At 49.7% G+C, this 24,626-nt stretch carries 21 protein-coding genes and 2 riboswitches; of the genes, 18 read left to right on the plus strand and 3 right to left on the minus strand.

The annotated features are described in order from the left end of the window. Window positions 1-8: 8 nt before the first annotated feature. The 6 genes from RQP52_RS16435 to RQP52_RS16460 all read left to right on the plus strand — a co-directional run bounded on the left by RQP52_RS16435 (window position 9) and on the right by RQP52_RS16460 (window position 3,064). Window positions 9-602 (plus strand): chromate transporter, encoded by a 594-nt coding sequence (locus RQP52_RS16435; protein ID WP_127456898.1) that lies wholly within the window; start codon window positions 9-11, stop codon window positions 600-602. Beyond that, entirely contained in the window at window positions 599-1,129 is a 531-nt protein-coding gene (locus RQP52_RS16440; RefSeq protein WP_315952889.1) for a chromate transporter, read from the plus strand. The genes RQP52_RS16435 and RQP52_RS16440 overlap by 4 nt, the downstream gene beginning before the upstream one ends. 90 nt (window positions 1,130-1,219) lie before the next feature. After that, complete coding sequence (locus RQP52_RS16445; protein ID WP_315952890.1) at window positions 1,220-1,897, plus strand: GntR family transcriptional regulator; 678 nt, start codon at window positions 1,220-1,222, stop codon at window positions 1,895-1,897. 45 nt (window positions 1,898-1,942) lie between these two features. After that, window positions 1,943-2,227 carry a 2Fe-2S iron-sulfur cluster-binding protein gene (locus tag RQP52_RS16450; RefSeq protein ID WP_127456895.1) on the plus strand — a complete coding sequence of 95 codons (285 nt, stop codon included), beginning with the start codon at window positions 1,943-1,945 and terminating at the stop codon, window positions 2,225-2,227. A 43-nt stretch (window positions 2,228-2,270) separates the two neighbouring features. After that, window positions 2,271-2,741, plus strand: a complete 471-nt coding sequence (locus RQP52_RS16455; protein ID WP_315952891.1) for a RidA family protein — start codon at window positions 2,271-2,273, stop codon at window positions 2,739-2,741. A gap of 23 nt (window positions 2,742-2,764) precedes the next feature. After that, window positions 2,765-3,064: a hypothetical protein gene (locus tag RQP52_RS16460; RefSeq protein ID WP_127456893.1), complete on the plus strand. Its 300-nt coding sequence runs from the start codon at window positions 2,765-2,767 to the stop codon at window positions 3,062-3,064. A gap of 276 nt (window positions 3,065-3,340) precedes the next feature. Here RQP52_RS16460 and RQP52_RS16465 read toward each other — a convergent pair whose 3' ends face one another. Beyond that, on the minus strand, window positions 3,341-3,676 hold the full coding sequence (locus RQP52_RS16465) for a 2Fe-2S iron-sulfur cluster-binding protein (protein WP_127456892.1): 336 nt from the start codon (window positions 3,674-3,676) through the stop codon (window positions 3,341-3,343). A gap of 136 nt (window positions 3,677-3,812) precedes the next feature. Here RQP52_RS16465 and nadX point away from each other — a divergent pair, with 136 nt between their 5' ends. The 3 genes from nadX (at window position 3,813) to RQP52_RS16480 (ending at window position 7,452) form a co-directional block, all read left to right on the plus strand. Continuing rightward, on the plus strand, window positions 3,813-4,619 hold the full coding sequence (gene nadX, locus RQP52_RS16470) for an aspartate dehydrogenase (RefSeq protein WP_315952892.1): 807 nt from the start codon (window positions 3,813-3,815) through the stop codon (window positions 4,617-4,619). A gap of 25 nt (window positions 4,620-4,644) precedes the next feature. Then, window positions 4,645-6,051, plus strand: coding sequence for an NAD-dependent malic enzyme (locus tag RQP52_RS16475; RefSeq protein WP_315952893.1), 1,407 nt, complete (start codon window positions 4,645-4,647; stop codon window positions 6,049-6,051). Between the two features lie 414 nt (window positions 6,052-6,465). After that, on the plus strand, window positions 6,466-7,452 hold the full coding sequence (locus tag RQP52_RS16480) for a Gfo/Idh/MocA family protein (protein WP_315952894.1): 987 nt from the start codon (window positions 6,466-6,468) through the stop codon (window positions 7,450-7,452). Window positions 7,453-7,511: 59 nt separating this feature from the next. On the opposite strand, the gene RQP52_RS16485 is transcribed toward RQP52_RS16480, so the two are convergent. Then, a complete protein-coding gene (locus RQP52_RS16485) occupies window positions 7,512-8,870 on the minus strand; it encodes an APC family permease (protein WP_315952895.1) in 1,359 nt (452 codons plus the stop codon). A gap of 87 nt (window positions 8,871-8,957) precedes the next feature. Beyond that, window positions 8,958-9,060: riboswitch (guanidine-I (ykkC/yxkD leader) on the minus strand. A 191-nt stretch (window positions 9,061-9,251) separates the two neighbouring features. After that, a riboswitch (guanidine-I (ykkC/yxkD leader) is annotated at window positions 9,252-9,353 on the plus strand. A 71-nt stretch (window positions 9,354-9,424) separates the two neighbouring features. Here RQP52_RS16485 and RQP52_RS16490 point away from each other — a divergent pair. The 9 genes from RQP52_RS16490 to RQP52_RS16530 all read left to right on the plus strand — a co-directional run bounded on the left by RQP52_RS16490 (window position 9,425) and on the right by RQP52_RS16530 (window position 23,226). After that, a complete protein-coding gene (locus tag RQP52_RS16490; RefSeq protein ID WP_315952896.1) occupies window positions 9,425-10,141 on the plus strand; it encodes an urea amidolyase associated protein UAAP1 in 717 nt (238 codons plus the stop codon). A gap of 21 nt (window positions 10,142-10,162) precedes the next feature. Continuing rightward, on the plus strand, window positions 10,163-10,813 hold the full coding sequence (locus RQP52_RS16495; protein WP_315952897.1) for an urea amidolyase associated protein UAAP2: 651 nt from the start codon (window positions 10,163-10,165) through the stop codon (window positions 10,811-10,813). Window positions 10,814-10,836: 23 nt separating this feature from the next. After that, a complete protein-coding gene (uca, locus tag RQP52_RS16500) occupies window positions 10,837-14,457 on the plus strand; it encodes an urea carboxylase (RefSeq protein ID WP_315952898.1) in 3,621 nt (1,206 codons plus the stop codon). 16 nt (window positions 14,458-14,473) lie between these two features. Then, complete coding sequence (atzF, locus tag RQP52_RS16505; RefSeq protein WP_315952899.1) at window positions 14,474-16,312, plus strand: allophanate hydrolase; 1,839 nt, start codon at window positions 14,474-14,476, stop codon at window positions 16,310-16,312. Between the two features lie 668 nt (window positions 16,313-16,980). Next, entirely contained in the window at window positions 16,981-17,307 is a 327-nt protein-coding gene (locus tag RQP52_RS16510; protein WP_157324123.1) for an ArsR/SmtB family transcription factor, read from the plus strand. Beyond that, entirely contained in the window at window positions 17,288-17,740 is a 453-nt protein-coding gene (locus RQP52_RS16515) for an SRPBCC family protein (RefSeq protein WP_315952900.1), read from the plus strand. Before RQP52_RS16510 ends, RQP52_RS16515 begins: the two co-directional genes overlap by 20 nt. A gap of 581 nt (window positions 17,741-18,321) precedes the next feature. Further along, window positions 18,322-20,997 (plus strand): YhgE/Pip domain-containing protein, encoded by a 2,676-nt coding sequence (locus RQP52_RS16520; RefSeq protein WP_315952901.1) that lies wholly within the window; start codon window positions 18,322-18,324, stop codon window positions 20,995-20,997. 367 nt (window positions 20,998-21,364) lie between these two features. Next, window positions 21,365-22,048 carry a phosphatase PAP2 family protein gene (locus RQP52_RS16525; protein WP_315952902.1) on the plus strand — a complete coding sequence of 228 codons (684 nt, stop codon included), beginning with the start codon at window positions 21,365-21,367 and terminating at the stop codon, window positions 22,046-22,048. Further along, a complete protein-coding gene (locus tag RQP52_RS16530; protein ID WP_315952903.1) occupies window positions 22,045-23,226 on the plus strand; it encodes an MGDG synthase family glycosyltransferase in 1,182 nt (393 codons plus the stop codon). Before RQP52_RS16525 ends, RQP52_RS16530 begins: the two co-directional genes overlap by 4 nt. 189 nt (window positions 23,227-23,415) lie before the next feature. Here RQP52_RS16530 and RQP52_RS16535 read toward each other — a convergent pair whose 3' ends face one another. Next, on the minus strand, window positions 23,416-24,324 hold the full coding sequence (locus RQP52_RS16535; RefSeq protein WP_315952904.1) for an ArsR/SmtB family transcription factor: 909 nt from the start codon (window positions 24,322-24,324) through the stop codon (window positions 23,416-23,418). Between the last annotated feature and the right edge of the window lie 302 nt (window positions 24,325-24,626).

A 24,626-nucleotide genomic window follows, 5' to 3' on the forward strand; every position in this document is an offset into this window, starting at 1 on the left:
GAGGGAAGATGGTGTACTGGAATCTGTTCCTCGGTTTTTTTCGAATCGGTCTCCTGGGGTACGGCGGAGGGCCAACCATGATTCCATTGGTTCATGCGGAAGCTGTTCAGAAGTACCAGTGGATGACGGACGATGAATTTACAGATGTACTTGCTATGGGAAATGCATTGCCTGGGCCAATCGCTACGAAAATGGCGGGGTATATCGGCTACAAGGTGAAAGGCTACTTAGGCGCATTTATTGCGATAGCAGCTATGGTCATTCCCGTGCTTGTAGGTATGATTTTACTTCTTGGTCTCATCTATAAGTTAAAAGATTCCGGTATTGTAGGCGGCATGACACACGGAATTCAGCCTGTTATCGGTGTAATGATGGCGGTTATGGCTTATGACTTTTTCAAAAAAGCTTGGCAAAGTTGGGTGAAGAGCAAAACGCTGGCGTGGACACTCATCTCGATTATTGCGCTGGTTCTGCTTAACTTGAATCCGGGCTTGCTGATTGGCATCGCGCTTGCTTACGCGTTCACGGAGTCAACTTACTTGGCTAACAAAAAGAAGCGCAACCAGCAGCAACGCGATGCAGACAGGGGTTTTTCAGCATGAAGCTTTTAGAAATATTTTGGGCTTTTTTTGTTCCAAACATATTAGGCTACGGTGGCGGGCCGCCGATTATCCCGCTGCTGCAGGCTGAGGTAGTTGATCATTACGGATGGATGAACGTGGAAGAGTTCGGTAACGTGCTGGCGCTCGGCAATGCACTGCCCAGTCCGATCGCCACTAAACTTGCCGGGTATATCGGGTATCAGGTTGGCGGTATCCTTGGCGCGATTGTTGCGCTAATCGCTACCATTCTTCCCACGGCGCTTGCGATGGTCCTGTTGTTCAAGTTTATCAACTTCTTCAAAGGAGCTCCGCAAGTTATGGCGATGACGCTGATCGTGCGCCCGATCGTTGCTGTTCTTCTCGGTACGTTGGCTTTGCAGTTTTTCAACAGTGCGTATCAATCGGCGGGGATTTGGCAGACGGCATTCCTGGCAGCGGCTAGCTTTATTGCTTTGGAAAAATGGAAAGTACATCCCGCAGCTGTTGTAGGATTAGGTTTAGTGTATGGGGCTTTTGTACTGGGCTGATTCGGCGGTAGACCTCCGTATTTTAAAAAGTTGATTGGTTATGGTGTATCGATTACACTGTAAGAAAACGCATTCGCGGAGGTATACCATATGCCGGACAATCCAGTTGTTTGGAAAGATGAGGAATTAAGCCCTATTCGGGATAAAGTGTTTCAATATATTAAACAAGCTATTGTACAAGGTGTATACAAATCCGGTGACCGGATTATCGAGAGAGAGTTGGCCGATCAATTAAACGTCAGCCGAACGCCCATCCGGGAAGCCTTATTCCGGCTTGAATCACAGGGTTTTGTCAAGACGCTTCCCCGTAAGGGCGTGGTGGTCTCCAGACTTTCACCGGAAGAAATCATTGAAATATTCACGATTCTTTCTTCGTTGGAGAGTTTGGCGGTTAAGCTCGCTGTGAAGAAGTTGGAACAGCAGCAACGGGACGAACTCAACCAAATCGTTGTCGAGATTGACACGGCGTTAGCGAAACCGACGTTTGAGCAGTCGGACTGGAAATACCATTTTGAAGCGAATGAAATTATATTCCGTGCTGCTAAGAGTCCGAGACTAACGCAAATGTTGGATGGTTTATCCGACTATATTCGCGCCTTCGTTCATGTAGGCTATGAGCTCCCTGGACGCCAACGCAAAGCGATGGAGGAGCATAGGGAAATTGTCAAAGCCGTACTGAACGGTGAAGCGGAGTTTGCAGAAAATTTAACGAAAATTCACGTTGAAAACTCGAAGAAAGCTTACATGGAAGCTTTGGAAAGAGAATAATTGCCGTATTTGCCTACGCTCATGCTGCTGTATGGAGGTTGTGAAATGCCGAATGTGACATTGCACCAAAATGGCCAAGTTTATCAGCAAGAGGTTACTGAGAATAGTAACTTGGTGGTTTTAGCGGGGGTTAAGAAATTCCCTCATCTGAAGTATGGCTGTGGTATGGGGAAATGCACGAAATGTATGGTGAAAGTGGTTACCGGTGGCGATAAGCTTCAAGAACCCAATTGGAAAGAAAATAAGATGCTGGGCGATAAAATTAACGAAGGCTTCCGCTTAGCATGCCAGTTATATATTTCGGAAGATATTGAGCTTTGTCAGGAATAGATCGGCGAGACAGCAGTAAATATGGGGTAGGGGATGACTTATTGTGCAAATTTATGGACAAGTTGAAGCCAAACTCGAAGAACTGAACATTCTGCTGGACTCTCCGCCTAAACCAAGTGGCAATTATCTACCCTACACCATGGTGCCGCCTTTGATTTATTTGAGTGGTGTAACTCCGAAGGTGGGTGGAGTGCTTCAATATAAAGGCAAAGTAGGACAAGAGCTTTCGAAAGAAGAAGGATATCAGGCAGCCAGGCAATGTGTGATTAATCAATTAAGCACATTAAAGGCTATTTTGGGAGACCTGAATCGGGTTACCAGTATTATTAAAATGGAAGGCTTCATCAATGCGGAAGCTGGGTTTCAGGATCTGCCTTTTGTATTGAATGGCGCTTCTGATTTGCTAGTTGAAGCATTTGGGGATAAGGGCTTGCATGCCCGTTCTGCTATAGGTGTTGCTGCATTGCCCGGAGGGGCGGCAGTGGAAGTAGAACTAATTGTGGCTTATAAATAAAAAAAATGAGCGGAGGGCTTCATATGAGCGAATATATTCTAGTATCCACAACGGATCGTTACCGTACCGTAACAAATAACCCGAATTTAGAGTTAGTGGCCGCATATGAGTATTACTTCTTCGGCAAGAAAAAAACACTTTTTGAAGTATGCAAAATCGTTGGTGACGATGCGAGAATCATCATTCAAGGGGTTTCCGAGAAATTCGCAGATAACAGCATTCCGCTCAAAGTATTTCCCAAATTCGATTCCACCGCTCAAATAGAGAAAGAGATCTATGAATTGGATATCGACAAGGACAGTAAAATTGTTAAAACGGCATAAGGTAAAGGCGCAGGCTCTTGGAGCTTGCGCTTTTTTTATGGGCAGGGAGCGGCGGATGTGCGATTTGAGCTGTAACGGACTCAGATGACGTTATTTATTGAATTTGCTGCTATTTGAGGTAGTTTCTTGGCCAATAGCGGCTCTGGAGTCCGTTAGCTGCAATTTTTATCCAAAAAGCAGCAAATAAGGTCATCTCAGTCCGTTAGCCAATCAACCCAGCCTACCTAACAAACACATAAAAAAAGCAGCCCCCAAGGACTGCTGCCATCGTTCCTGCTATTGAGCTGCGTTAATTCTTCGCTGAGCGATTTTGCCGAGGCGATTGAGATCTTCTTCGCCCCAGGAGATAGTCACATCACCGGTGACGAAGGTTTGGCAGGCAAGGCGGAAGCCTTGATCGAGCTTTTCCTGGCCGAGTCTGTCGACTTCCTTTTTCATAATTTTGCTGAGGTGTTCATGTCCGTCCACGATTTGTACACGGCAAGTTCCGCAAAGGCCACCGCCGCATTTGTAAGGTACAGACCCTTCATAACGGATCGATGTTCTTAAGAGATTAGCGTCTTGTTCGACTTCTATCGTTTTTCCAGATGTTTGATAAGTCACTGATGGCACTTGGCATCCCTCCATGTCTTAGTAGAGTCAGTATATCATATTTAATTGGTTTATGGTATACCAAATACAATATTTTTGATATGATAGAGGGACAAGGCGAGATCATTTGAACCCACATTAGGAGGATCCCTTACATATGTTAAACGTTGGCATTATCGGATATGGAACCATAGGCCAGGATGTAGCCCAAGCTATTTTGCAGGGAAACGCCGGGCAGGTGCAATTAAAAGCGATACTAGTTCGTGACGAAACGAAGTATCCGGATACAAGTTCCCATGGATATGTGATGACATCAAATGAGGAGGTGTTTTTCCGTCAGGGGCTGGACGTTGTGGTGGAGAGCGCTGGACACGAGGCGGTAAGGCATTATGGCGAAAAAGCCTTAGACAATAGAGCGGACCTCATCTTGGTCAGCATTGGTGCGTTAGCGGACGAGCCGCTGCACCTTAAAATTCTCGAGAAAGCACGGCAAACAGGCAGAAAAGTGATGGTTCCTTCAGCTGCAATTGGAGGTTTAGATCGCATCGCAGCAGGAAGTGTAGGCCCGATGGACGAAGTTACATTAGTGACAAGAAAACCTCCTAAGGCTTGGATTGGTACAGTTATCGAGCAGCAGGTGAATTTGGCTGAATTAACGGAGCCGTTTTGCGCATTCGACGGAGTGGCTCGTGATTCCGCTCGCTTGTTTCCGGAGAGTGTCAATGTTTCCGCTGCACTAAGCTTAGCCGGTGTAGGATTTGACCGGACCAAAGTGAAAGTGTTCGTAGATCCTCACATCAGCCACAATACGCATGAAATCGAAGCGAGGGGGAAATTCGGTCAAATCCATTTGCAAATCAGAAATACCCCTTCCGCCGGCAATCCCAAAACCGGCTATATTGTGGCGATGAGTGTTATCAAAACGCTGCGAGATTTAACATCACCTTTTGTCATCGGCATATAAAAAATGTAGAAACGGGGATCTGAATATGGCCTATAACAGTATCATTCTGCGTCTGGAATTAACTCTCAACCAAGTGAGTTTTGGCGATGTTGCTTCAGCCATTAGTAAAGCAGGGGGAGATATTACATCTATTGATATTATTCGCCCAGGGCAGGAAGTAACAGTTCGCGATGTTACGGTTCAAGTAGCTGATACGGCTGAGACCGCCGTTGTTGAAGCGATTAAATCGCTAGAAGGCATCCGTCTTGTCAATGTATCGGACCGCACGTTCCTTGCGCATCTTGGGGGCAAAATTTCTGTACAGCCAACACTGCCGATCAAAAACCGGGATGATTTGTCCATCGTGTATACACCGGGAGTGGCCCGCGTGTGCACAGCCATTCATGAAGATCCTCAGAAAGCGTACTCTCTAACGATCAAAAGAAATACCGTAGCTGTCGTAACGGATGGTACCGCTGTACTAGGCTTAGGCGACATTGGCCCTCATGCAGCTGCACCTGTTATGGAAGGTAAAGCTATGCTTTTTAAACAATTAGCAGGGGTTGACGCTTTCCCGATCTGCTTGGACACGCAGGATACGGAAGAGATCATTCGCACGATTAAAGCGATTAGTCCTATTTTTGGCGGTATTAATTTGGAGGATATTAGCTCCCCACGTTGTTTCGAGATTGAGACAAGGCTTAATGAAGAGTTGGATATTCCTATCTTCCACGACGACCAGCATGGAACGGCTATTGTTGTCATCGCGGGACTTCTGAATGCGCTCAAGGTTGTTGGCAAACGAATGGACCAGGTTCGTGTTGTCGTTAATGGCATTGGTGCAGCAGGCGTCTCTATCTGTAAAATGCTGCTTGCCGCCGGAGTAAAGCGGCTCGTCCCCGTTGATCGGGAAGGGGCGATCATTCGCGGAGGCGAATATGCGCACCACCCGATGTGGGCATGGCTTGCCGAGCAGCCGCAAGTTGAAGCTAACCCTGGCAGCTTGCGCGATATCATTAGAGGCGCTGACGTATTCATCGGCGTGTCGAGAGGCGGATTGCTGAACGGAAGCGATGTGCAAAAGATGGCTCCGAACAGCATCGTCTTCGCCATGGCGAATCCGGTGCCGGAGATTGATCCGAAAGAAGCGCTCCCTCATGTGCGAGTATTTGCTACGGGGCGGAGCGATTATCCGAACCAAATCAATAATGTGCTTGTGTTTCCGGGGATCTTCCGAGGGGCGCTGGACTGCCGAGCACGCGAAATCAACGAACCGATGAAACTTGCGGCAGCACGCGCCATTGCTTCTGTCGTTTCCGAGAATGAGTTGAATGACCAGTACATCATCCCGAGTATTTTTAATGAGCAAGTTGTCACCAAAGTCAGGAATGCCGTAGTTGAAGCAGCTATTTTGACCGGTGTTTCACGCCGTATTCCGCCTGATTTCAGATAAGTGGTACCATGAAATAGGACAAAGAGGCTTGGGGGCTAGATACCCGAGGCACCCCAAGCACCTCAAGCAAAAAGTACCCAACAAAGGGTGCTTTTTTTGCATTCAATTTGCGCGTACCTTTATCAACCATCCCAAATCAGGTATAGTAAAAAGAACAAATTGATGGAACCTGCCACATCACCAACATGTGGAACTACAGTCCGCTATTTCAGCGATATGCAAAAATATAGCCCTCCAAGCGGAACTACAGGGCCTTATTTGCCAACATTGGCCTCCGATTCCACCGAATGCGCCAAAATAGAGGACTGTATTTCTCGCTAACTCGTCAAAGTGACATTTTCTGAGCAAATAGAGGACCACAGTTCCCTCCGACCAGCCAAGCTAACGCCAAAACCTAATCACAAAGGAGACACTATGATACGTTTTGCAGTAATAGGAACAAATTGGATCACAGAAGAGTTCATTCACGCAGCCCGCGAGACGGGAGAATTTGCTCTAACAGCCGTGTACTCACGCACGGAGGACAAGGCGGCGGAATTCGCCAATAAATTCGAAGTCGCACACCGCTTTACGGACTTGGATGCTTTTGCTCAAAGCGATACATACGATGCGGTCTATATCGCTAGCCCGAACTCGCTTCACGCTGAGTACGCCGTTCACTGCATGAATCACGGGAAGCATGTCCTTTGCGAGAAGCCCGCAGCATCCAACTCGGCCGAGTTGTCCGCCATGATTGAGGCAGCGCGCAGCAACAAGGTTGTGTTCATGGAGGCGCTCAAATCCACGTTGATGCCGAATTTCAAAGCCATTCAAGAGAATCTGCACAAGCTTGGACCTATCCGCCGTTATTTTGCGGGTTACTGCCAATATTCCTCGCGGTATGATGCCTATAAGCAGGGTACGGTGCTCAATGCGTTCAATCCTATTTTCTCCAATGGTTCCTTGATGGACCTTGGTGTATACTGCATTTATCCGCTGGCTGTGCTGTTCGGAACCCCTGATCGTGTGCAGGCATGCGGCATGCTGCTGGAATCCGGAGTCGATGGGGAAGGCAGCCTTCTGCTGAGTTATAAAGACATGGATGCGGTAATTATGCACTCCAAAATCGCAAGCTCCTATTTGCCGGCAGAAATCCAAGGCGAGCACGCAACGATGATTATTGATAAAATCAACCAGCCAGAGAAAGTTGAAATCCGTTACCGTGACGGTTCCGTAGAGAATCTTACGCGCGAGCAGAGCGCTAGAACAATGCGATACGAGGCAGAAGAATTCATCCGCCTCATCCAAAGCGGAGCGTCGGAGTCCGAAACGAACTCCCATGCCAATTCCAGCATCGCGATGGCCATTATGGACGAAGCTAGAAAACAAATGGGACTTGTATTCCCGGCAGACCGGAAATAAACGGCAAATAAAAAACCGAGCGATGATCAGGAAAAGGTCCTGAGTTCGCTCGGTTTTTTTTATTTGATAGAACCAGTGGTACGCATAGGTTTGTTTGATATGGCCATGGGAGCGAGGACGGTCCCAGCCCTCTCGGAGCTAACTTTTTTCCGGATCAGATGATACACAATCCCGATCATGAGCCAGACACCGCCCATCCATAAGGCGTCTCGGTCTAGCAGCGATAGCAGATAACCAATGAAGCCGGCTCCGACTAAGGGAAGCGCAAGATACATGATGGTTTGCTTTACGGAGCGTTGGTTTTCTTTGATGTATTTTTGCGCGATGACAGAGATGTTCACGAAGAAGAAGGCCGTTAATGCCCCGAAATTTACGAATTTGACGGCATTGTCCAGGGAGATCACGAGGGCCAGCAGGGAGACACAGCTCACGATCACGATGTTGATGACCGGTGTATTGAACTTCGGATGAAGGAAGGCAAACACACGTTTAGGCAGGATGGAATCGCGCCCCATGACATAGAGCAGGCGGGAAACGCTCGTTACGGACGATAAGCCTTGTGTAAAAATAGCGAGTATGAGCACAGTGATGAACACAGAGCTGAGTGCGGCCCCACCAACAAGTTTAACGATTTCGAAGCCTGCAGAATCTACATTTACGAAGGTTAGGTGTGGATAAATCAGCTGAGTCAAAATAGATGGCACCAAATACAGAATGCTCGCTGTAAGGATGATGATCATGATAGCCCTAGGGATCGTTTTCTCGGCATTCACCGTTTCTTCGGACATGGTTGTGACCGTATCAAAGCCTAGAAAGGAAAAGCAAATAATGGAGGCGCCGGCTAGAATTGTGGAGAACGGCACGTCCGTTTGAAGAAATAATCCCATCGGATGAACATCCCCCGTTAAATTACGGATAAGGAAGAAACAGAACACACCAATAAACAAAATCTGAATCCAAACGAACAATTTGCTAATATTCGCTGAGAATTTAATACCGATAATATTCACGATACCAAGAACGATATTCAGTCCGATGATCCAGACATAAGCCGGGATGGACGGAAACTGTGCATGCAGATAAATGCCGAAGGTAAGACAAGCAATGATAGGAGAGAAGAAATAGTCCAGCAGCAATGCCCAACCAACGAGGAAGCCCAGGTAGGGATGGATACTTTTTTTCGTATACGTGTAGGCGGAGCCTGATGTGGGGAACGACTTGGACATGACGCCGTAGCTGTAAGCTGTGAAGAAGATCGCGATAAAAGCAAGCAGGTACGCCTGTGTCAGCATGCCATGAGCATTCTCGTAAGCTATCCCATAGATGGAGAAATAAATCATAGGTGTCATCCAGGCAAGCCCCATGTAGACGACTTGATACAAGCTTAAGGATTTCCGTAGTTTGACTTCGTTGGTCATGATGGAACACTCCCTTATCGTTGGTGCTGTGGTCGCTGTCAGGGGCTGGTATGCAAAAAAGCCAAGGAGGATATCTAATAAACAGATATCTCCCGGGCTTTTGTCCCTCCGTGAACACAGGGTGAGCTGCGCGTTTTCTCTCGGACCAGACCGAGGCTTATGCCATCGCGGAACCCTAGAAAACTTTGTATGTCATAAATCATTACTTATAAGTTGAAAAGTAACCGTGATGATTCTTCAATGTTAACTATACGTCTTTTATGTAAGTTAATATAACACATTGTAAAGGATATGAGAAGTATTTTGCATGAAAAAGGTAAAATGCATAGAAGTTATTGACACATCCACTGGTCGATGTTATGTTTAATAACACAAACGAATACGATTGTTTACTAGGGTTCCGCCGGCGCAGCGTCGGGCTGGTCCGAGAGTAAACCGTTCCTAACGCAAGGAGCGACACGGAAGGATAAAAACCTGGGAGATATCACCAAGACGATTTACGTCTTGTGATGTCTCCCTTTTTGTTTAAGCAAACTCAGGAGGAGATGGATACGATGGCAAACGTGTGGAACAAGACAATAGGGCCGGGAGGCAAGTGGTCAGGCGTGATTGGTAAAGGGAAGTTGATCCGGTTTACGGCTCTGGAGGCGGGAGCGAATGTGTCCATCCAATTGTTTCACGCGCGGGATTTGACGGAGCGCTATAATATGCCGGATACGCTTAAGGCGCAGTATACCGCCCATCTGACGCGAGGGCATGTGCTGATGAGTGACAATGGGAGAGTGCTCGCAAGCATCGTGGAAGATAGCATAGGCTGGCATGATCCGCTTAGCGGATACACGAGCCGAGCGGTGACGGACGCCAAATATGGCGCCACCAATTATCAAGAGCTGCGAAATGAGTGGCTGCGGAGCGGGCAGGAGAACTTCGCTGTAGAACTTGTTCGCAACGGGTTGAGCATGAGAGATATGATGCCGGTCCTCAACTTATTCTCGAAGGTGATCTGTGATGAGCAGGGCGATATGCATTTCAGTCTAACGCATTGCCCGGCGGGTGCCACTGTCACGCTTCGTACAGAGCTAGATACGCTGCTCGTTCTTTCCAACACACCCAATCCACTTGATCCAAGAACCACTTATCCATCGGTGCCTGTTCACATCGAGGTCCTGCAGGCTAATCCTGTAGGCATGGACGACTTTTGCGTCAATTATCGTTCGGAGAATCGCCGAGCTTTTGAAAATACATGGGAATATCACGCACTGCTTACTTAAAAAAACGGAGGAGGAACGGATATGGCGGTATTTAATCGTGTGGAAAGCCCTCGCAAAGTCGAGGAGGCGATATATAGCGAGATCATTCAAGCGGGGGATGGTTGGATGCATGCGCTGAAGCCGGGTCAAGTGCTGCGTATTGTTGATCTGGAGGGGAATCAAGCGGCGGATACGTTGTTTTACGACGCTGAGAACCCAGAGGATCATTACAGCGCTGTTGCGACAATTGCAGGCCAAAGCAACATTTATTTAAGCACAGGCTCGGTGCTGCGTGCGGAGTCCGGCAAAGAATTGCTCCGAATCGTAGCGGATACGTGCGGACGGCATGACACCGTAGGTGGCTCCTGTTCTGCTCAAAGCAACACAGTGCGCTACTCGCACGACAAGTTGTCGATGCATAATTGCCGGGATACCTTTATGCTGCAGCTTGCACAGCACGATGGGGCATATACGAAGCGCGATTTAGCACCGAATATTAACTTTTTCATGAATGTACCGGTTACAGCGGAGGGAGGATTGAAGTTCGATGATGGCGTCTCTGGACCTGGCTGCTACGTTGAAGTTCAGTCGCTGGGAAGCTCCATGGTGCTAATCAGTAACTGTCCGCAGCTTAACAATCCTTGCAATGCCTACAATCCAACGCCGATTCAGGTGCTAATTTGGGATAAATAGAAATTTAAAGGGGTGTGGATACGATGTTTAAAAAAGTACTAATCGCTAATCGCGGTGCCATCGCTGTACGCATAGAGCGCACACTGCGCAAGCTCGGAGTGGCATCGGTTGCTGTTTATACGGGAGCAGACCAAGATAGCCTGCATGTGGATGGAGCGGATGAAGCTGTTCTAATCGGCGAAGGGCCGGCGAAGGAAAGCTATTTGAATACAGAGTTGATTCTGAAAACAGCGCTGGAAACCGGTGCTGAAGCGATTCATCCCGGTTATGGTTTTCTTAGTGAGAACGCGGATTTTGCCCGTGCATGTCGCGATCAGGGGATTGTGTTCATCGGACCTACACCGGAACAAATGGAGATGTTCGGGCTTAAACACTCGGCGCGCGAAATCGCGGAAAAGGCTGGTGTCCCAATGCTGCCGGGAACACCACTCATCACAGAGCTTGAAACTGCGCTTTCAGAAGCTGCGCGGATTGGTTATCCGGTTATTCTCAAAAGCACAGCAGGAGGCGGCGGCATTGGCATGCGCGTCTGTGCGGATGAGGCGGCATTGAGAGCCGCTTACGATGGCGTGCGCCATTTGGCCGAGACGAATTTCAAAAACGGCGGCATGTTCCTTGAAAAATATATCGCCAGAGCACGCCATGTCGAGGTGCAAATTTTCGGCAACAACTTCGGAGAAGTCGTTACGCTTGGCGAGCGCGATTGTTCCATCCAACGCCGCAACCAGAAGGTTATTGAGGAGAGCCCGGCTCCGAATTTATCGGACGATGTGCGTGAGGCGATGTTTGCTTCGGCTAAGCGTCTGGCGGCTGAAGTCGGCTACCGCAGCGCAGGTACGGTGGAATATTTGTATGACCCGGAAACGTGCGAGTTTTACTTCTTGGAAGTAAACACGCGACTTCAGGTCGAGCACGGTGTAACGGAAGAAGTGCTGGGAGTTGATCTTGTCGAGTGGATGGTGCGTGAAGCGGCAAATGAGCTGACCGACATCCAATCGCTCATTCGCATGCCGATCGGTCACAGCATGCAAGCGCGGATATACGCGGAGGATTGCTTGCAGCAGTTCCGGCCGAGTGCGGGGCAGTTGGATCAGGCGGTATTTTCGGCTGGGGCGCGGAATGAAACATGGGTGAGGGACGGCTTAACGGTTACCACCTTATACGATCCGATGCTGGCTAAAATCATTGTCCACGGTACAGATCGTATGGACGCGATTCGGAAGCTGATCGAGGCATTGTCCGAGACGCGTATGTATGGAATTACAACGAATTTGCAATATTTGCAGGCGCTTCTGCAAGAGCAAGATTGCGTAGACGGCAACGTCTTCACGCAGCTATTAAATACATTTGCGCCTGTTGAAAAGGCATTGGAAGTCGTAGATGGCGGCATCCAAACTACGGTGCAGGACTTCCCTGGGCGCATCAGCCACTGGGATGTAGGCGTGCCGCCGTGCGGGCCGATGGACCCGTTCTCGTTCCGAATCGGCAACAAGCTGCTCGGCAACGCGGATGACGCTGCCGGACTTGAAATGACGCTGCGCGGAGGTTCTTACAAGTTCCGCAGCGATTTGTGGTTCTGCGTCACCGGCGCGGATATGCAGGCGGAGCTGGATGGGGAAGCCGTCGCGCTCTATAAGCCGGTATTCGCAGCTCGGGGGCAAGTGCTGAGTTTCGGTGAGGCCAAAGAAGGGATGCGGGCTTATCTATTGGTCAGCGGGGGCTTCGATATGCCGAAAATTCTCGGCAGCTCCTCGACCTTCACGCTGGGCGGCTTCGGTGGACACGGCGGTCGCGCGCTGCGCACAGGCGATGTGCTTGGTGTGAACGCGGGCGGCAGCCCTGTACAAGAAGCGGCTGAACTTGCTGTACAGCATCGTCCGCAAATGACACGGGAATGGACGATTGGCGTCATTCCTGGACCGCATTGCACAGGAGAATTCCTGCGCGCAGAGTACTTGGAGCAGTTGACGGAAACAAACTGGGAAGTGCATTTCAACTCTTCAAGAACAGGTGTTCGTTTGAAAGGGCCGGCTCCGCTTTGGACGCGTGAAGATGGGGGCGAAGCGGGACTTCATCCGTCCAATATTCACGATAATGCCTATGCGATCGGCACATTGGATTTGACGGGGGATATGCCAATCTTGCTGGGTCCGGATGGGCCGAGTCTCGGCGGTTTCGTTTGTCCGGTAACGACGGCTTCGGCTGAATTCTGGAAGCTTGGGCAACTGCACCCGGGTGATTCGATCCGGTTCCACCTGCTGACGCTTCAAGAAGCGGAGGCTTTGCGTGAGGGGCAGGAGGGGAATTTGCGAGCTATTGGCGAGGGGAATTTTGAGGAGCTAACCAGTGCGGCATTGCCTGCTGTTAATAAGGAGATTACGCCGGAGTATCCGCGACTTTTCCATGAAACAGCTCTTCGCAGATTCCCGATCACGATCCGCTGCTGCGGCGATCAAAATTTGCTCGTGGAATACGGAGAGCTTGAACTGGATTTGCTGCTGCGCTTCCAAGTACAGGCTTTGATGCAAGCGATTGTGGAGAGTGGCTCGATTCCGGTGCTGGATCTAACGCCAGGCATTCGCTCCTTGCAAATTCATATTGACCCGACCCGAATCACCGTGAGTGAAGCATGTGCAAAAGTTGTAGAAATAGACGCTGCTCTGCCTCCTCTTGAAGAATTCCGTGTGCCGTCACGCATAGTGCGCTTGCCGCTTTCATGGGACGATCCGGCGACTCAGCTGGCCATTCAACGTTACCAACAAGGAGTTCGGCCCGATGCTCCGTGGTGTCCGAGCAACCTTGAATTCATCCAGCGTATTAATGGATTAGATTCGATTGATGATGTGAAAAAGATTGTTTTTGATGCCAATTACTTGGTACTTGGCTTAGGGGATGTCTACCTGGGTGCTCCTGTAGCCACACCGGTTGACCCGCGTCACCGCCTAGTAACGACGAAATATAATCCGGCACGCACGTGGACGCCTGAAAATGCGGTTGGTATTGGTGGAGCCTACATGTGTGTGTATGGAATGGAAGGCCCTGGCGGCTATCAATTCGTCGGACGTACGATTCAAATGTGGAATCGCCTGCGTTCGACGGAGAGCTTTAAGGCTGGTAAGCCTTGGCTGCTGAGATTTTTTGACCAAATTCAGTTTTATGAAGTGAGTGCTGAGGAACTTCTCCAGCTTCGTGAAGATTTCCCGCGTGGCCGTTATGAAGCGGATATTCAGGAGACGACTTTTGATTTAGGCGAATATTTGCAATTCCTGAGTTCTATTGAAGAAAGTGCAGCAACGTTCCGGGAGCAGCAGCAAATCGCGTTCAACGAAGAGCGGGAGAGTTGGAAGGCGAAAGGCTTGGCGGAGTACGTATCTGAGCAGGAAACGGCAAGTGAACAACCCGAGGATGAACTGCCGGCAGGCACAGTCGCTGTTCGTGGAATTATGCCTGGATCGGTGTGGAAAGTGCTTGTTTCACCAGGTGAGCAAGTGAAGAAGGGGGATCAATTAGCCATTCTCGAGAGTATGAAAATGGAATTCCCGCAGCACGCTCCTTGCGACGGTTATGTCTCGATGATTCAAGTGAAGCCGGGCGATCAAGTTCATGCCGGTCAGCTTATTCTTGGAATTGCCCAATCTGCTTAAGGAGAGGTGTTTGTAGATGACAAAGATTAGGGAGAATGACGTTGATACGGAGCTTCCTCTAGAACTTACAATTTCTTGGCTTCGGGATAAATATGGTAAAGGGGAATTGACTCCGCATGAAGTCATGGCGGCTATTGTACAGCGCGCAGCGGACGACGCGGGCATGAATCTTTGGATTACGCCGCCTTCTGTGGCGCTCATTCAACCCTATTTGGATGCGCTGGCTGAGCGGAATCCAGCGGATGCGCCGCTGTGGGGGATTCCTTTTGCGATCAAGGATAACATTGATCTAGCGGGGGTGCCGACGACGGCGGGCTGCGAGGAGTATGCTTATACGCCCTCGGAGCACGCAGGCGTCGTGGAAAGACTGATTGCCGCGGGAGCAATTCCAGTCGGCAAAACGAATTTGGATCAGTTCGCGACAGGGCTTGTCGGCGCACGAAGCCCTTACGGCGACGCGCACAATGCGCTGCGTCCCGAATTGATCAGCGGCGGCTCGAGCTCAGGCTCCGCCGTCGCTGTAGCCCGCGGCCAAGCGGCTTTCTCGCTTGGCACGGACACCGCAGGCTCAGGCCGCGTGCCGGCTGCGCTGAACAGGCTGGTTGGCTATAAGCCGAGTCTCGGCGCTTGGCCAACCAAAGGGGTCGTACCTGCCTGTGCGAGTTTAGACTGTGTAACCGTCTTTGCGCACAGTTTGGATGACGCACTCGCTGTAGACAGCGTTGCGCGTGGCCTTCACGCGGAAGATCCGTGGTCGCGCAGCGTGAGGCGAGATGAGACTGAACTTCCGCAGACGCTGCTGCTTCCGGATGGTCCGCTCGGGTTCTACGGTCCATATGCCGCGGAGTATGAAGCGGCATGGGGAAGAGCCGTGGAACAATTACAAGAGCTGAATCTCCCTATTGCGTACGTAGATGTAACGATGTTCGCCCAAGCGGCGGCGATTCTATACGAAGGGCCTTGGGTAGCTGAGCGTTGGGCGGCTTTAGGCGGTTTTATTGAGGCCAACCCGGGGATCGCTTACCCTGTGACGGAGAAGATCCTTCGCTCCGGCTCAGCAGCGGAGTATGACGCAGCTTCAGTGTTTCAAGCGATGCATAAGCTGCAGCGCTTCAAGTTGGAAGCCCGCAAGCTGCTGCAGGGTGCGGTGCTTGTTATGCCTACCTGCGGGGGCACATGGACCCGCGAGCAGGTGCTCGCTGACCCGATTCAGACGAATCGGGAGATGGGCCGCTACACCAATCATTGCAATCTGCTGGATTGGTGTGCGGTTGCAGTGCCGGCGGGCGATGCGGCTCCGCTGACGCCTTTTGGCATTACCCTCTTCGGGGTGGCCGAAGAGGAGCACTTGATCTGCGGCGCAGCCGAGCTGATCTTGGCAGGGGCGAGCGCGGTAAGCGAGGCTGCTAGCGCGAGCGAAGGCGCATCGTTGTTTGCCGATGCGGGAGCAAATGCAGCGGTAGCGCAGGCGACGACGCTCGTCGCGGTCTGCGGCTTACACATGCGCGGCTACCCGCTGGAGAAGCAGATGCGAGGCTGTGGAGCGCGGTTCATCCGTGAGGATGAAACCGCGGCGAAGTACAGCCTCGTGAAGCTGCCGACCACGCCGGCGAAGCCGGGGCTCGTGAAGCGGGAGCAGGGCGGCGCAGCGATCGCCCTGGAGGTTTGGGAAATGCCGCTGGAGGCGTTCGGCGGCTTTGTGGCGGCGATCCCGGCTCCGCTCGGGATCGGTAAGGTTGAGCTCCGGGACGGCACGGAGGTCCCGGGCTTTGTTTGTGAGGCTTACGCGGCCGCGGGCGCGGAAGATGTGACGGCGCTTGGCGGGTGGCGCCAAGTAGTGCCGCTGCAAAGCTGATAACGATGTTTTATATCGTTACAGCATAACGTCATCTCAGCAACTGTTGGCTAACGGACTGAGTGGGCTTTATTTGCTGCTTTTGGGTAAGGTTCAGGCATCTAACGGACTCGGGTGACGTTATTGGCTGTGAAGTTGCCTAAAACAGCAGTAAAATGTATAAATAACGTCATCTCAGTCCGATAGCCCCTCAATTATCGCTGAAATGAGCAGAATAACGGCTGCTGAGTCCGTTACGAACGGTGGCTACTTGGATGTTGGTGGTTGAGCGGCTATTGGTGGGTTTATGGATCTTTAACTAGCTTGCTACTATAGATGGAGTCAGTCCGTGCTACTGCGGCGGTTGGTTTATCTTGTGTGATCAGCAACTGTTGGCTAACAGATTAAGTGGGCTTTATTTGCTACGTTTGGGTAAGGTTGGCGCGATAGATAACGATGTTTTACATCGTTACGGCGTGCACTTGGCGCGCTCCGCGTGCGATAGTGATGAAAAACAACGTTACAGAAGCAAAAAAACCCCTTCATGCGAGGGGGTTTTTTGTCGTAGCGGCAGGTCTTATCTACCTTAATCGTGATCGCTTTCTTTATTGCTTGGAGAGTTCATATATTCATTAGGGTTAGTTATTAATTAAGTTGACACTTAATTAAGTGTGTGCTAAATTATTGGTATGATTGATAAAGCCATCCAAGCGATAACGGAACCAAGGCGCCGAGATATTTTACATCTTGTCCGTGATGAGGAGCTGACCTCTAGCGCCATTGCTTCGCATTTTGACATTTCAGCACCGGCAATTTCACAGCATCTTAAGGTTCTTGAAGAGGCTGGACTCGTCGTTGTTCGACGGGCAGGCACCAAACGATTCTATGGCATTAGGAGGGAAGGATTCGCCGAGTTGATGCAATACATTGAGAGCTTCTGGGACGATAGTTTATTGCGCCTGAAAGAAGCTGCAGAAGAGGAGGAAAGAAGAAAACATGGAAACAACGAGCAGTAGTGAGATGATTAAGAAGGAAATTTTTATTGCATGCCGCCCGGAGACCTTGTTCTCGTTTTTTACGGATCCGGATAAATTAGTTCGTTGGATGGGACGCAACGTACTGCTTGATCCGAGCATTGGGGGCAAATTTAGAATCGATTTGAACGGTACTGATATTGCAATAGGTGAGTACAAAGAGATTACCCCCAACGAAAAAGTCGTCATGACATGGGGGTGGGAACGCTCCAAGGCAGTCCCTCCGGGTTCAAGCACTGTCGAATTTAAGTTAACACCTAAAGATAATGGCACTCTGTTAGAGTTCATTCACTACGATCTGCCTGCAACGGAAATTGCAGATCATGTAAAAGGTTGGTCGCATTTTCTGCTACGTATTCAGATGGTGGCCGAGGGCGATGAAGCGGGGGAAGTCCCGTCATCTGAACACGCTTAATGATAGGTGCATTAGAGGCGCGCATGACTATGCGCGCTTTTCGTATTTAATGAGGGGAGATAACCTAGCTCAGGTGACCCTCCCTCTTTTTCATAGTCAAATCGCTCATTCTATCTAGTGGTTATTTCAGCGAATCGCGTGTGCTTATCCCACGCTTCACCCAGCAATTCGTTAAGCTCCCCTCATACCTTTCTTCCCGCGCTGCGTCCATTATTCCTTCTGTTATTCCTCCTGTCATTCCTTCCTCATTTAGTCTCGCCCTTGACCACTCATTCCATCCTCCCGCGCCCCTATGCCATGCCGCCTTCCATCACGCTCCACACCCATCCGCTTTTTCCTCCCTCTTTTTCAAGCGCTATTCACACCTAATACCCACTTATCCACAAAATTACCCACAGTATCAACATGTCCACAAATCATACTGTGCATAAGGCTTCGTGCATTCTGTGCACATATCCACAGGACAAGTTATCCACATGGGAGTATGTACTCAGATCCTATATATATGATACTATTTGGTATGCGTAAGGGGCTGTCAGGTTACATTAATAACCAAATGTGAAGGGATAGGTGGGGCGTCAATGAAGAAGATTTTCAGCATCTATCGGACGGATCTAATTAACTTATGGAGGGTGCCTACAGGCCTGCTCCTTATGGTGGCGCTTGCCATATTGCCGTCTGTGTATGCCTGGATTAACCTAGAGGCGATGTGGGACCCTTATTCCAATACATCGGGGATCAAAATCGCAGTGACAAGCAACGATCAAGGAGCGAAAATTGAGGATAAAACCATTAACATCGGAAACGAGGTTGTGGATAATCTGAAAGAAAATCATACGCTGGGCTGGACCTTTGTGGATGAAGCAACGGCGTTGAATGGTGTAGAACGCGGGGATTATTATGCGAGCTTAATTATTCCCAAGGACTTCTCACAGAAAATTACGAGTATTGTGGATGGCACGATGGAAAAGCCCGAAATCGTCTATACCGTGAATGAGAAAATCAATGCGGTTGCGCCCAAAATTACAAGCAAAGGCGCGTCCAGTGTCTCTCAGCAGATCAGTGAGAATTTTATCAAAACGGTGAGTAACTCGATTTTGACCCGGATGAAGGAGATCGGCATCGATTTTGAGAAGGAGCTGCCGACGATTCGCAATATGGAAGCGAAGATTTTGGAACTGGAAAATCGGCTGCCTGAAATCGAGACGATGGGTGGAAAGGCGCTGGAGTTAGAGCAGAAGCTGCCCGAACTAAAAGAGAAGGGGCGGAAAATCGTCCAACTCGAAGAGAAAATTCCGGACATTAACCGCGCGGCGGATACTGTTTTGAAGATTGAAGAGCGCTGGCCGAAGATTCAGGCGGTTGCGCAGGAAGTGCTGCTTATTCAGCAGAAGCTGCCCGAGATTCAGAAAGCTGCCAGCCGGGTAGCGGAGCTGGACCAGAATTTCGGCAAAGTGGAAGAGGTGCTGAATACAGCCATTGATAAATCTCGCAAAGCCGATGAGATCGTTAGCGCTGCGCTGGACACGCTGCCGAAAATCGACTCGATTGCGACACAGGGAGCGGCTTTCGCTGATGCGCTCACGAATTTTTTACAAAAAAATGAGGCGGCATTCCAGACATTAATCCCTGTGGTAAAGCAGAACCTGACCCTGCTGCAACAAACGGCGGACGCTGTCACGCAGCTTACGGGAATGCTGCAGGACGTCAATATCGACCCGCAAAAAGCGCTGGCGGCTATAGGCTTTTTGTCAGAACGCCTCACGTCCGGCGCGGCAGTGCTGGATAACACAATCGATGTGTTCACGCGTTTGAATGCGAATTTGCCGAACAACCCGTTTGCGGATACCATCTCGCGGTTAACGGCTCTTCGAACGAATATGGCTAACCAAATTCAAGCCTTGAATAAGCTGCAAACGGCCATCGGACGCGGTGAAAAGCCGGCAAAAGACATCGTGAATAATTTGAACACGTTGTCCAAAGAGGCAAGTAGCGCGCTGGGCAGTATTCTCGCCAGATACGATTCGGAGATCGTGCCGAATATGACGAAAGCCTTTGGGCAAATACTGTCCGTCGCCCAGAATGCAGGAAGTGCGCTTCAAACATTGAAGACTCAGCTGCCTAATATCAAAGGGATTTTGACGGATGCGCAAAACGGCATCCATTTTGCCCAGACGCAGCTGGATACCCTGCAAAAGGAACTTCCGGATATCCGGGCGAAGGTGCACGAAGCGTCATCGACGCTTCAAAGCAAACTGGATGCGTTCACCACTGGCATCAATGAGGCGGCTCCGTTCATTCGCAACGACCTGCCGCGCGTAGAGCAAAAGCTGCACACGGCAGCGGATTTTATACGCAACGACTTGCCTGCGGCGGAGGAAGAAATCCGCAAAGTGGCGGATCTGTACCAGACGAAGCTGCCCGAAGTGGAAGATGCCGTCCATCTGGCAGCTAATCTTGTGCGCAGCGATCTGCCGGCATTCGAAGAGGCTGTCCACAAGGCAGCGGACCAGATTCGCAAAGTTCAAGGAAGCGGCAGCGTCGATGAGGTTCTCCGTTTGCTTCAGAATGACATTCAGAAGCAAAGCGATTTTCTCTCTAATCCGGTGCTGATCAAAGAGGATAAGAGATTTCCCATTCCGAACTATGGATCGGCGATGTCACCTTTTTACACAACGCTTTCGTTGTGGGTAGGCGCTATGCTGCTTGTGTCTCTGATGAGAGTAGATGTGGATAACTTGGATGGTTCCTACAAGACGCATCATATCTATTTTGGACGGATGATGATCTTCTTGACCGTCGGATTATTTCAAGCGCTGATTGTCACCCTTGGGGATATTTTTATATTGGGTACATATGTTGTGGATAAGATTTGGTTTGTTATTTTTGCGTTGTTAATAAGCGTTGTGTTTATAACCATCACGTACACTTTGGTCTCTGTTTTTGGCAACATCGGCAAAGGCATCGCTATTATTTTTCTGGTGCTGCAATTCTCCAGCTCGGGAGGGACGTTCCCGGTGAGCACGGCTTCGCCTTTTTTTCAAAAGCTGAATCCGTTCGTACCGTTTACTTATGCGGTTGGGGTGATGCGCGAGGCTGTGGGGGGGATGCTGTTATGGGTGGTGCTGAAGGATGTCATCTGTCTGTGCGTATTCATCGTGGTTTGTTATGTGGTGGCATTAGCTCTGAAAAAACCGCTTAGCGGGTATACGAAACGTGTAGCTGAAAAGGCGAAGATGACGAAATTGATCTCTTAAAAATATTTCCTTGATCCGTGAAGGTGCTCCCTGTTATTCTGATGCGTGTGTTAAGCGCTGTGATATATGGTGGAGTACGGTTTACAAAGTGGAGAAACGGAAAGAATGGATAGCAAGAGACACGAGAACCTGAGGCGATGCCTTGGGTTTTTGTTATGTCAAAATGGAACGAGTATTGCGAAGGATCTCTTTCATAGGAACGGAATCGACAGGGAGAACGGGAAGGGAATACAGTCACGTAGAACTTAGCCTTTAGTCTAGGTTTTATCAAGACTTTTGGCTAACAAAAGACAGTACCTTAGAGCGTTTAGATAAAAAAGCTTCTCCTTTATCATTGAGATAACGTTAAGGAGAGCGAGGAATTGGAGTGAGATTAACATCGTGGTGGTCCTATTGCTTGGCCTGCAGCGCATTGTTGCTGATCCCGTTGGTGGGTCTTATCTATGTTCAGCTGAATCAAGCTGGTGGAATGGCTTACAACCTGGTGACCGATTTGGATCGGCAAATCCCCTTCGTGAAAGCTTTTGTCGTACCTTATCTATCGTGGTATGGCTTTCTGCTTGTCGGATTTCTGTACTTGGCTTTCAAAGATCGTCGTAATTATTATAGAACGCTAATGGAATTTCTGATAGGATTGCTGATTTGTTATGGCATATATGCCATTTATCAAACGACGGTTCCTCGGCCGGAGCTAACTGGCAGCGACCCTCTGCTGCGGCTGGTGGCGTGGGTGTACCGATCGGATCAACCTTTTAACTGCTTCCCAAGCACTCATGTACTGACTTCTTATCTCATGATGAGAGCCTACCTGCGTACGACTCGAGTCGCGACGCGCTACAAAATCATCGTAACCGCTGTATCGCTGCTCATCATCGTCTCCACACAGTTCGTGAAACAGCATGTCCTGCTCGATATTGTAGGAGCTGTTCTTGTGGCGGAAGGTGTTGTTTATGCCATGGATCGCGTGCGAAGAAGCTGGTTGGCGGAGTCGCGCATCAAAGTCAAAGTACGGACACAGCAAAGCAATCTCGAAGGAGGATTAAGGCGATGAAACGCAGAGAGAAATTATTGATTTTGACAGGCAGTTTAGGGGATGGACATAATAAAGCGGCTCAGGCGATCCTTGAGGCTACGAGATTGCATAGGCCTAATGTAGATGTGAAGGTGGTCGACTTTTTGGAGTGGACGCATCCTTACTTGCATGGGGTGGGCAAATACTGCTATATGCAGTGGGTGAAAAGCCTGCCGTCCGTTTATGGCTTCTTGTACCGTAAGACGCGTGATGATAATACTTTTTCCCATATGTTTAAAAAGATGAAATCATTCAGCACGGATCGGATGCTGTCGCTGCTGGATGAGGAGGAGCCGACAGAGGTCGTGTGCACGTTCCCTGGGGCTGCGGCGGCGATGTCGTACTTAAAATGCAATGGATTCACAACGGTGCCAACCGTTACGGTCATGACCGATTATACGGATCATAGCTATTGGATTCATCCGGGAACGGATCGTTATCTGGTCGGCGCTGACCATGTGAAGCAAGCGCTGCTTCGATACGGTGTTCCGGAAGAGCATGTTATGGTTACGGGGATTCCGATTCGGAAGCCATTCACACAGGTGTATGATCGGGCGGAGCTGCGAGATCGGCATGGTTTGGATCGCGAGATGCCGACCGTGCTAGTCATGGGCGGCGGGCATGGCTTGATCGGCAAGCAGTTCAAGTCCGTGCTGCAGTCGGATGAGCTGGCGGAGCCGGTGCAGTTCGTTTTTGTCTGCGGGCGCAATGAGAAGCTCAAACAGCTCCTCGAAGAGGAGCTTGGAGGCGAGAAAACGCGGCATCGCGTGAAGGTGACAGGTTTCGTGGACCATGTCCATGAGCTGATGGCTTTATCGGACCTGATCATCACGAAGCCGGGAGGTCTCACCATCTCGGAAGCGATGGCGTTGGAGCTTCCCATGATGTTGTATAAGCCGATTCCTGGCCAAGAGCAGGAGAACGCCGCGTACTTGGTCAGCTTGGGGGCTGCGATCGAAGTGAAAAATGCACTGGAGCTGAAAAGCCAGCTGCTGGAAGTGATCGCGAATCAATCGCTCTTATCGAAGCTGAAAGAAAACGTGAAGCAGAGTCAACAGCATCAGGATGCTCAGCATATGCTTCGCGCTATTTTTGAGACCCGCCATCATTTCGTCCCGATGGCTGACGACATGCGATTGGCCTATGCCAACGGCTAAAATGGCGGGTGCCTCCCTCTTTTTACCCTTCAAAAACGCCTCTTTTTCGCTAAAAAATGCACGATTTCATAACTTGTCAAGCTTGGTGTCAATAAGTGCTTAATGTACTTGAAAATCTACTTCTGGATGATTTGTTCAGATGCTTTGCTTGACAATTTATCTTTTGTAAAGGTGTTTGGCTTGCAGCTTCTATTTGTCCTCATGCATGGTGACGATGATGTCCTGTGCGTAGTTGCCGAAGCTTTTGCCGAATAAGGTGATGCCTCCGCAGTTGGATGAGCTCTCTAAGGATGCGATGCGGAACTGAATATCCTTGCCGAAGGCGACGGATAGGTCTTGAATCGCGGTATCGGATATTTTGGTTCCGTCCAGGTAGGAGCCGGTAGGACTGACCGTGATGACTTTGAGCAGGCCGTGCTGCGTGTTGCTGCTGCTCCACCAATCAGGCGTCAAGACGCCGCGTTGGGAGCCGAAATCGCCCGGGCTCGTCCAGTTTCCGAGAGGGACGTCGTTGATGTAGAACGAGATATCGGAAGGCCAGTTCTCGTTGAATCCCGGCGCTTCGGAGCAAATTTCAAAAGAAATTTCCAGTGTGCGCAGCTTCTGATTGCTATGAAGGAAGTTTGGAATGCGGTATTCCACATGGCCGCTGGCAAACCATAGAATCCCTGCATGAACATGACCTGGATCTGCAAAATAACGCGGATCATCCAAGACGCCGATCAGCTGGGTCGGAGACGCAAGCCCGCAGGTTGGCTTCACCTCGAAGGAGGTGTATTGGCCGATCGGGATGGCAATTGTATTCGTCGGAAGGTCGAACGGCTTCTTCGGTTTGAACTGTAGGACGGCTTGATCGATTTTCAAGTGGCATATTTTCTGAGTGCCGCGAACACCAGTTGTGTTCTCGGAGGTGATGATGCCGGCTAGCTCAAGCTTCTGAATATGTTTGGTTACAATCGCGGAAGAAATATCAAGTTTCTGTGAGAGTTGTTTGATGTTGAGTGGCTCCTGCCCGAGCAGCTCGATCATTTTCACGCGCGTTTCGGAGGAGAAGCATTCGAGAAAAGCCATATTTTTGGTAGAGACTTCAATTTGCATAAAAGGAACCTCAATCTTTAATGTTTTAGTCAATTGTATAACTTGTAGGTTAATTTAACAAGTTGACATGGGATTATTTCGGAAGTTTGTTATGAACGACGTGGTGAGGCAAGCGGGAAGTGGGGCGCAGGAGGGCGAGTAACGCGTTGCTGCTCTATATTGCACAATGTGCAACATAGAGCGAGCATATTGCGGTAAGAGCAGGCTTTCATTGTATAAAGTGCAATGAAGAAGCTGGAAAAGCGCTGAAAAGTGGCATTTTGGGGTTAAATGGTTGCACAAAGTGCAACGTAGACAGTAGC

Origin of the sequence: Paenibacillus violae, from assembly GCF_032461945.1 — a bacterium.
Lineage (GTDB): Bacteria > Bacillota > Bacilli > Paenibacillales > NBRC-103111 > Paenibacillus_E > Paenibacillus_E violae.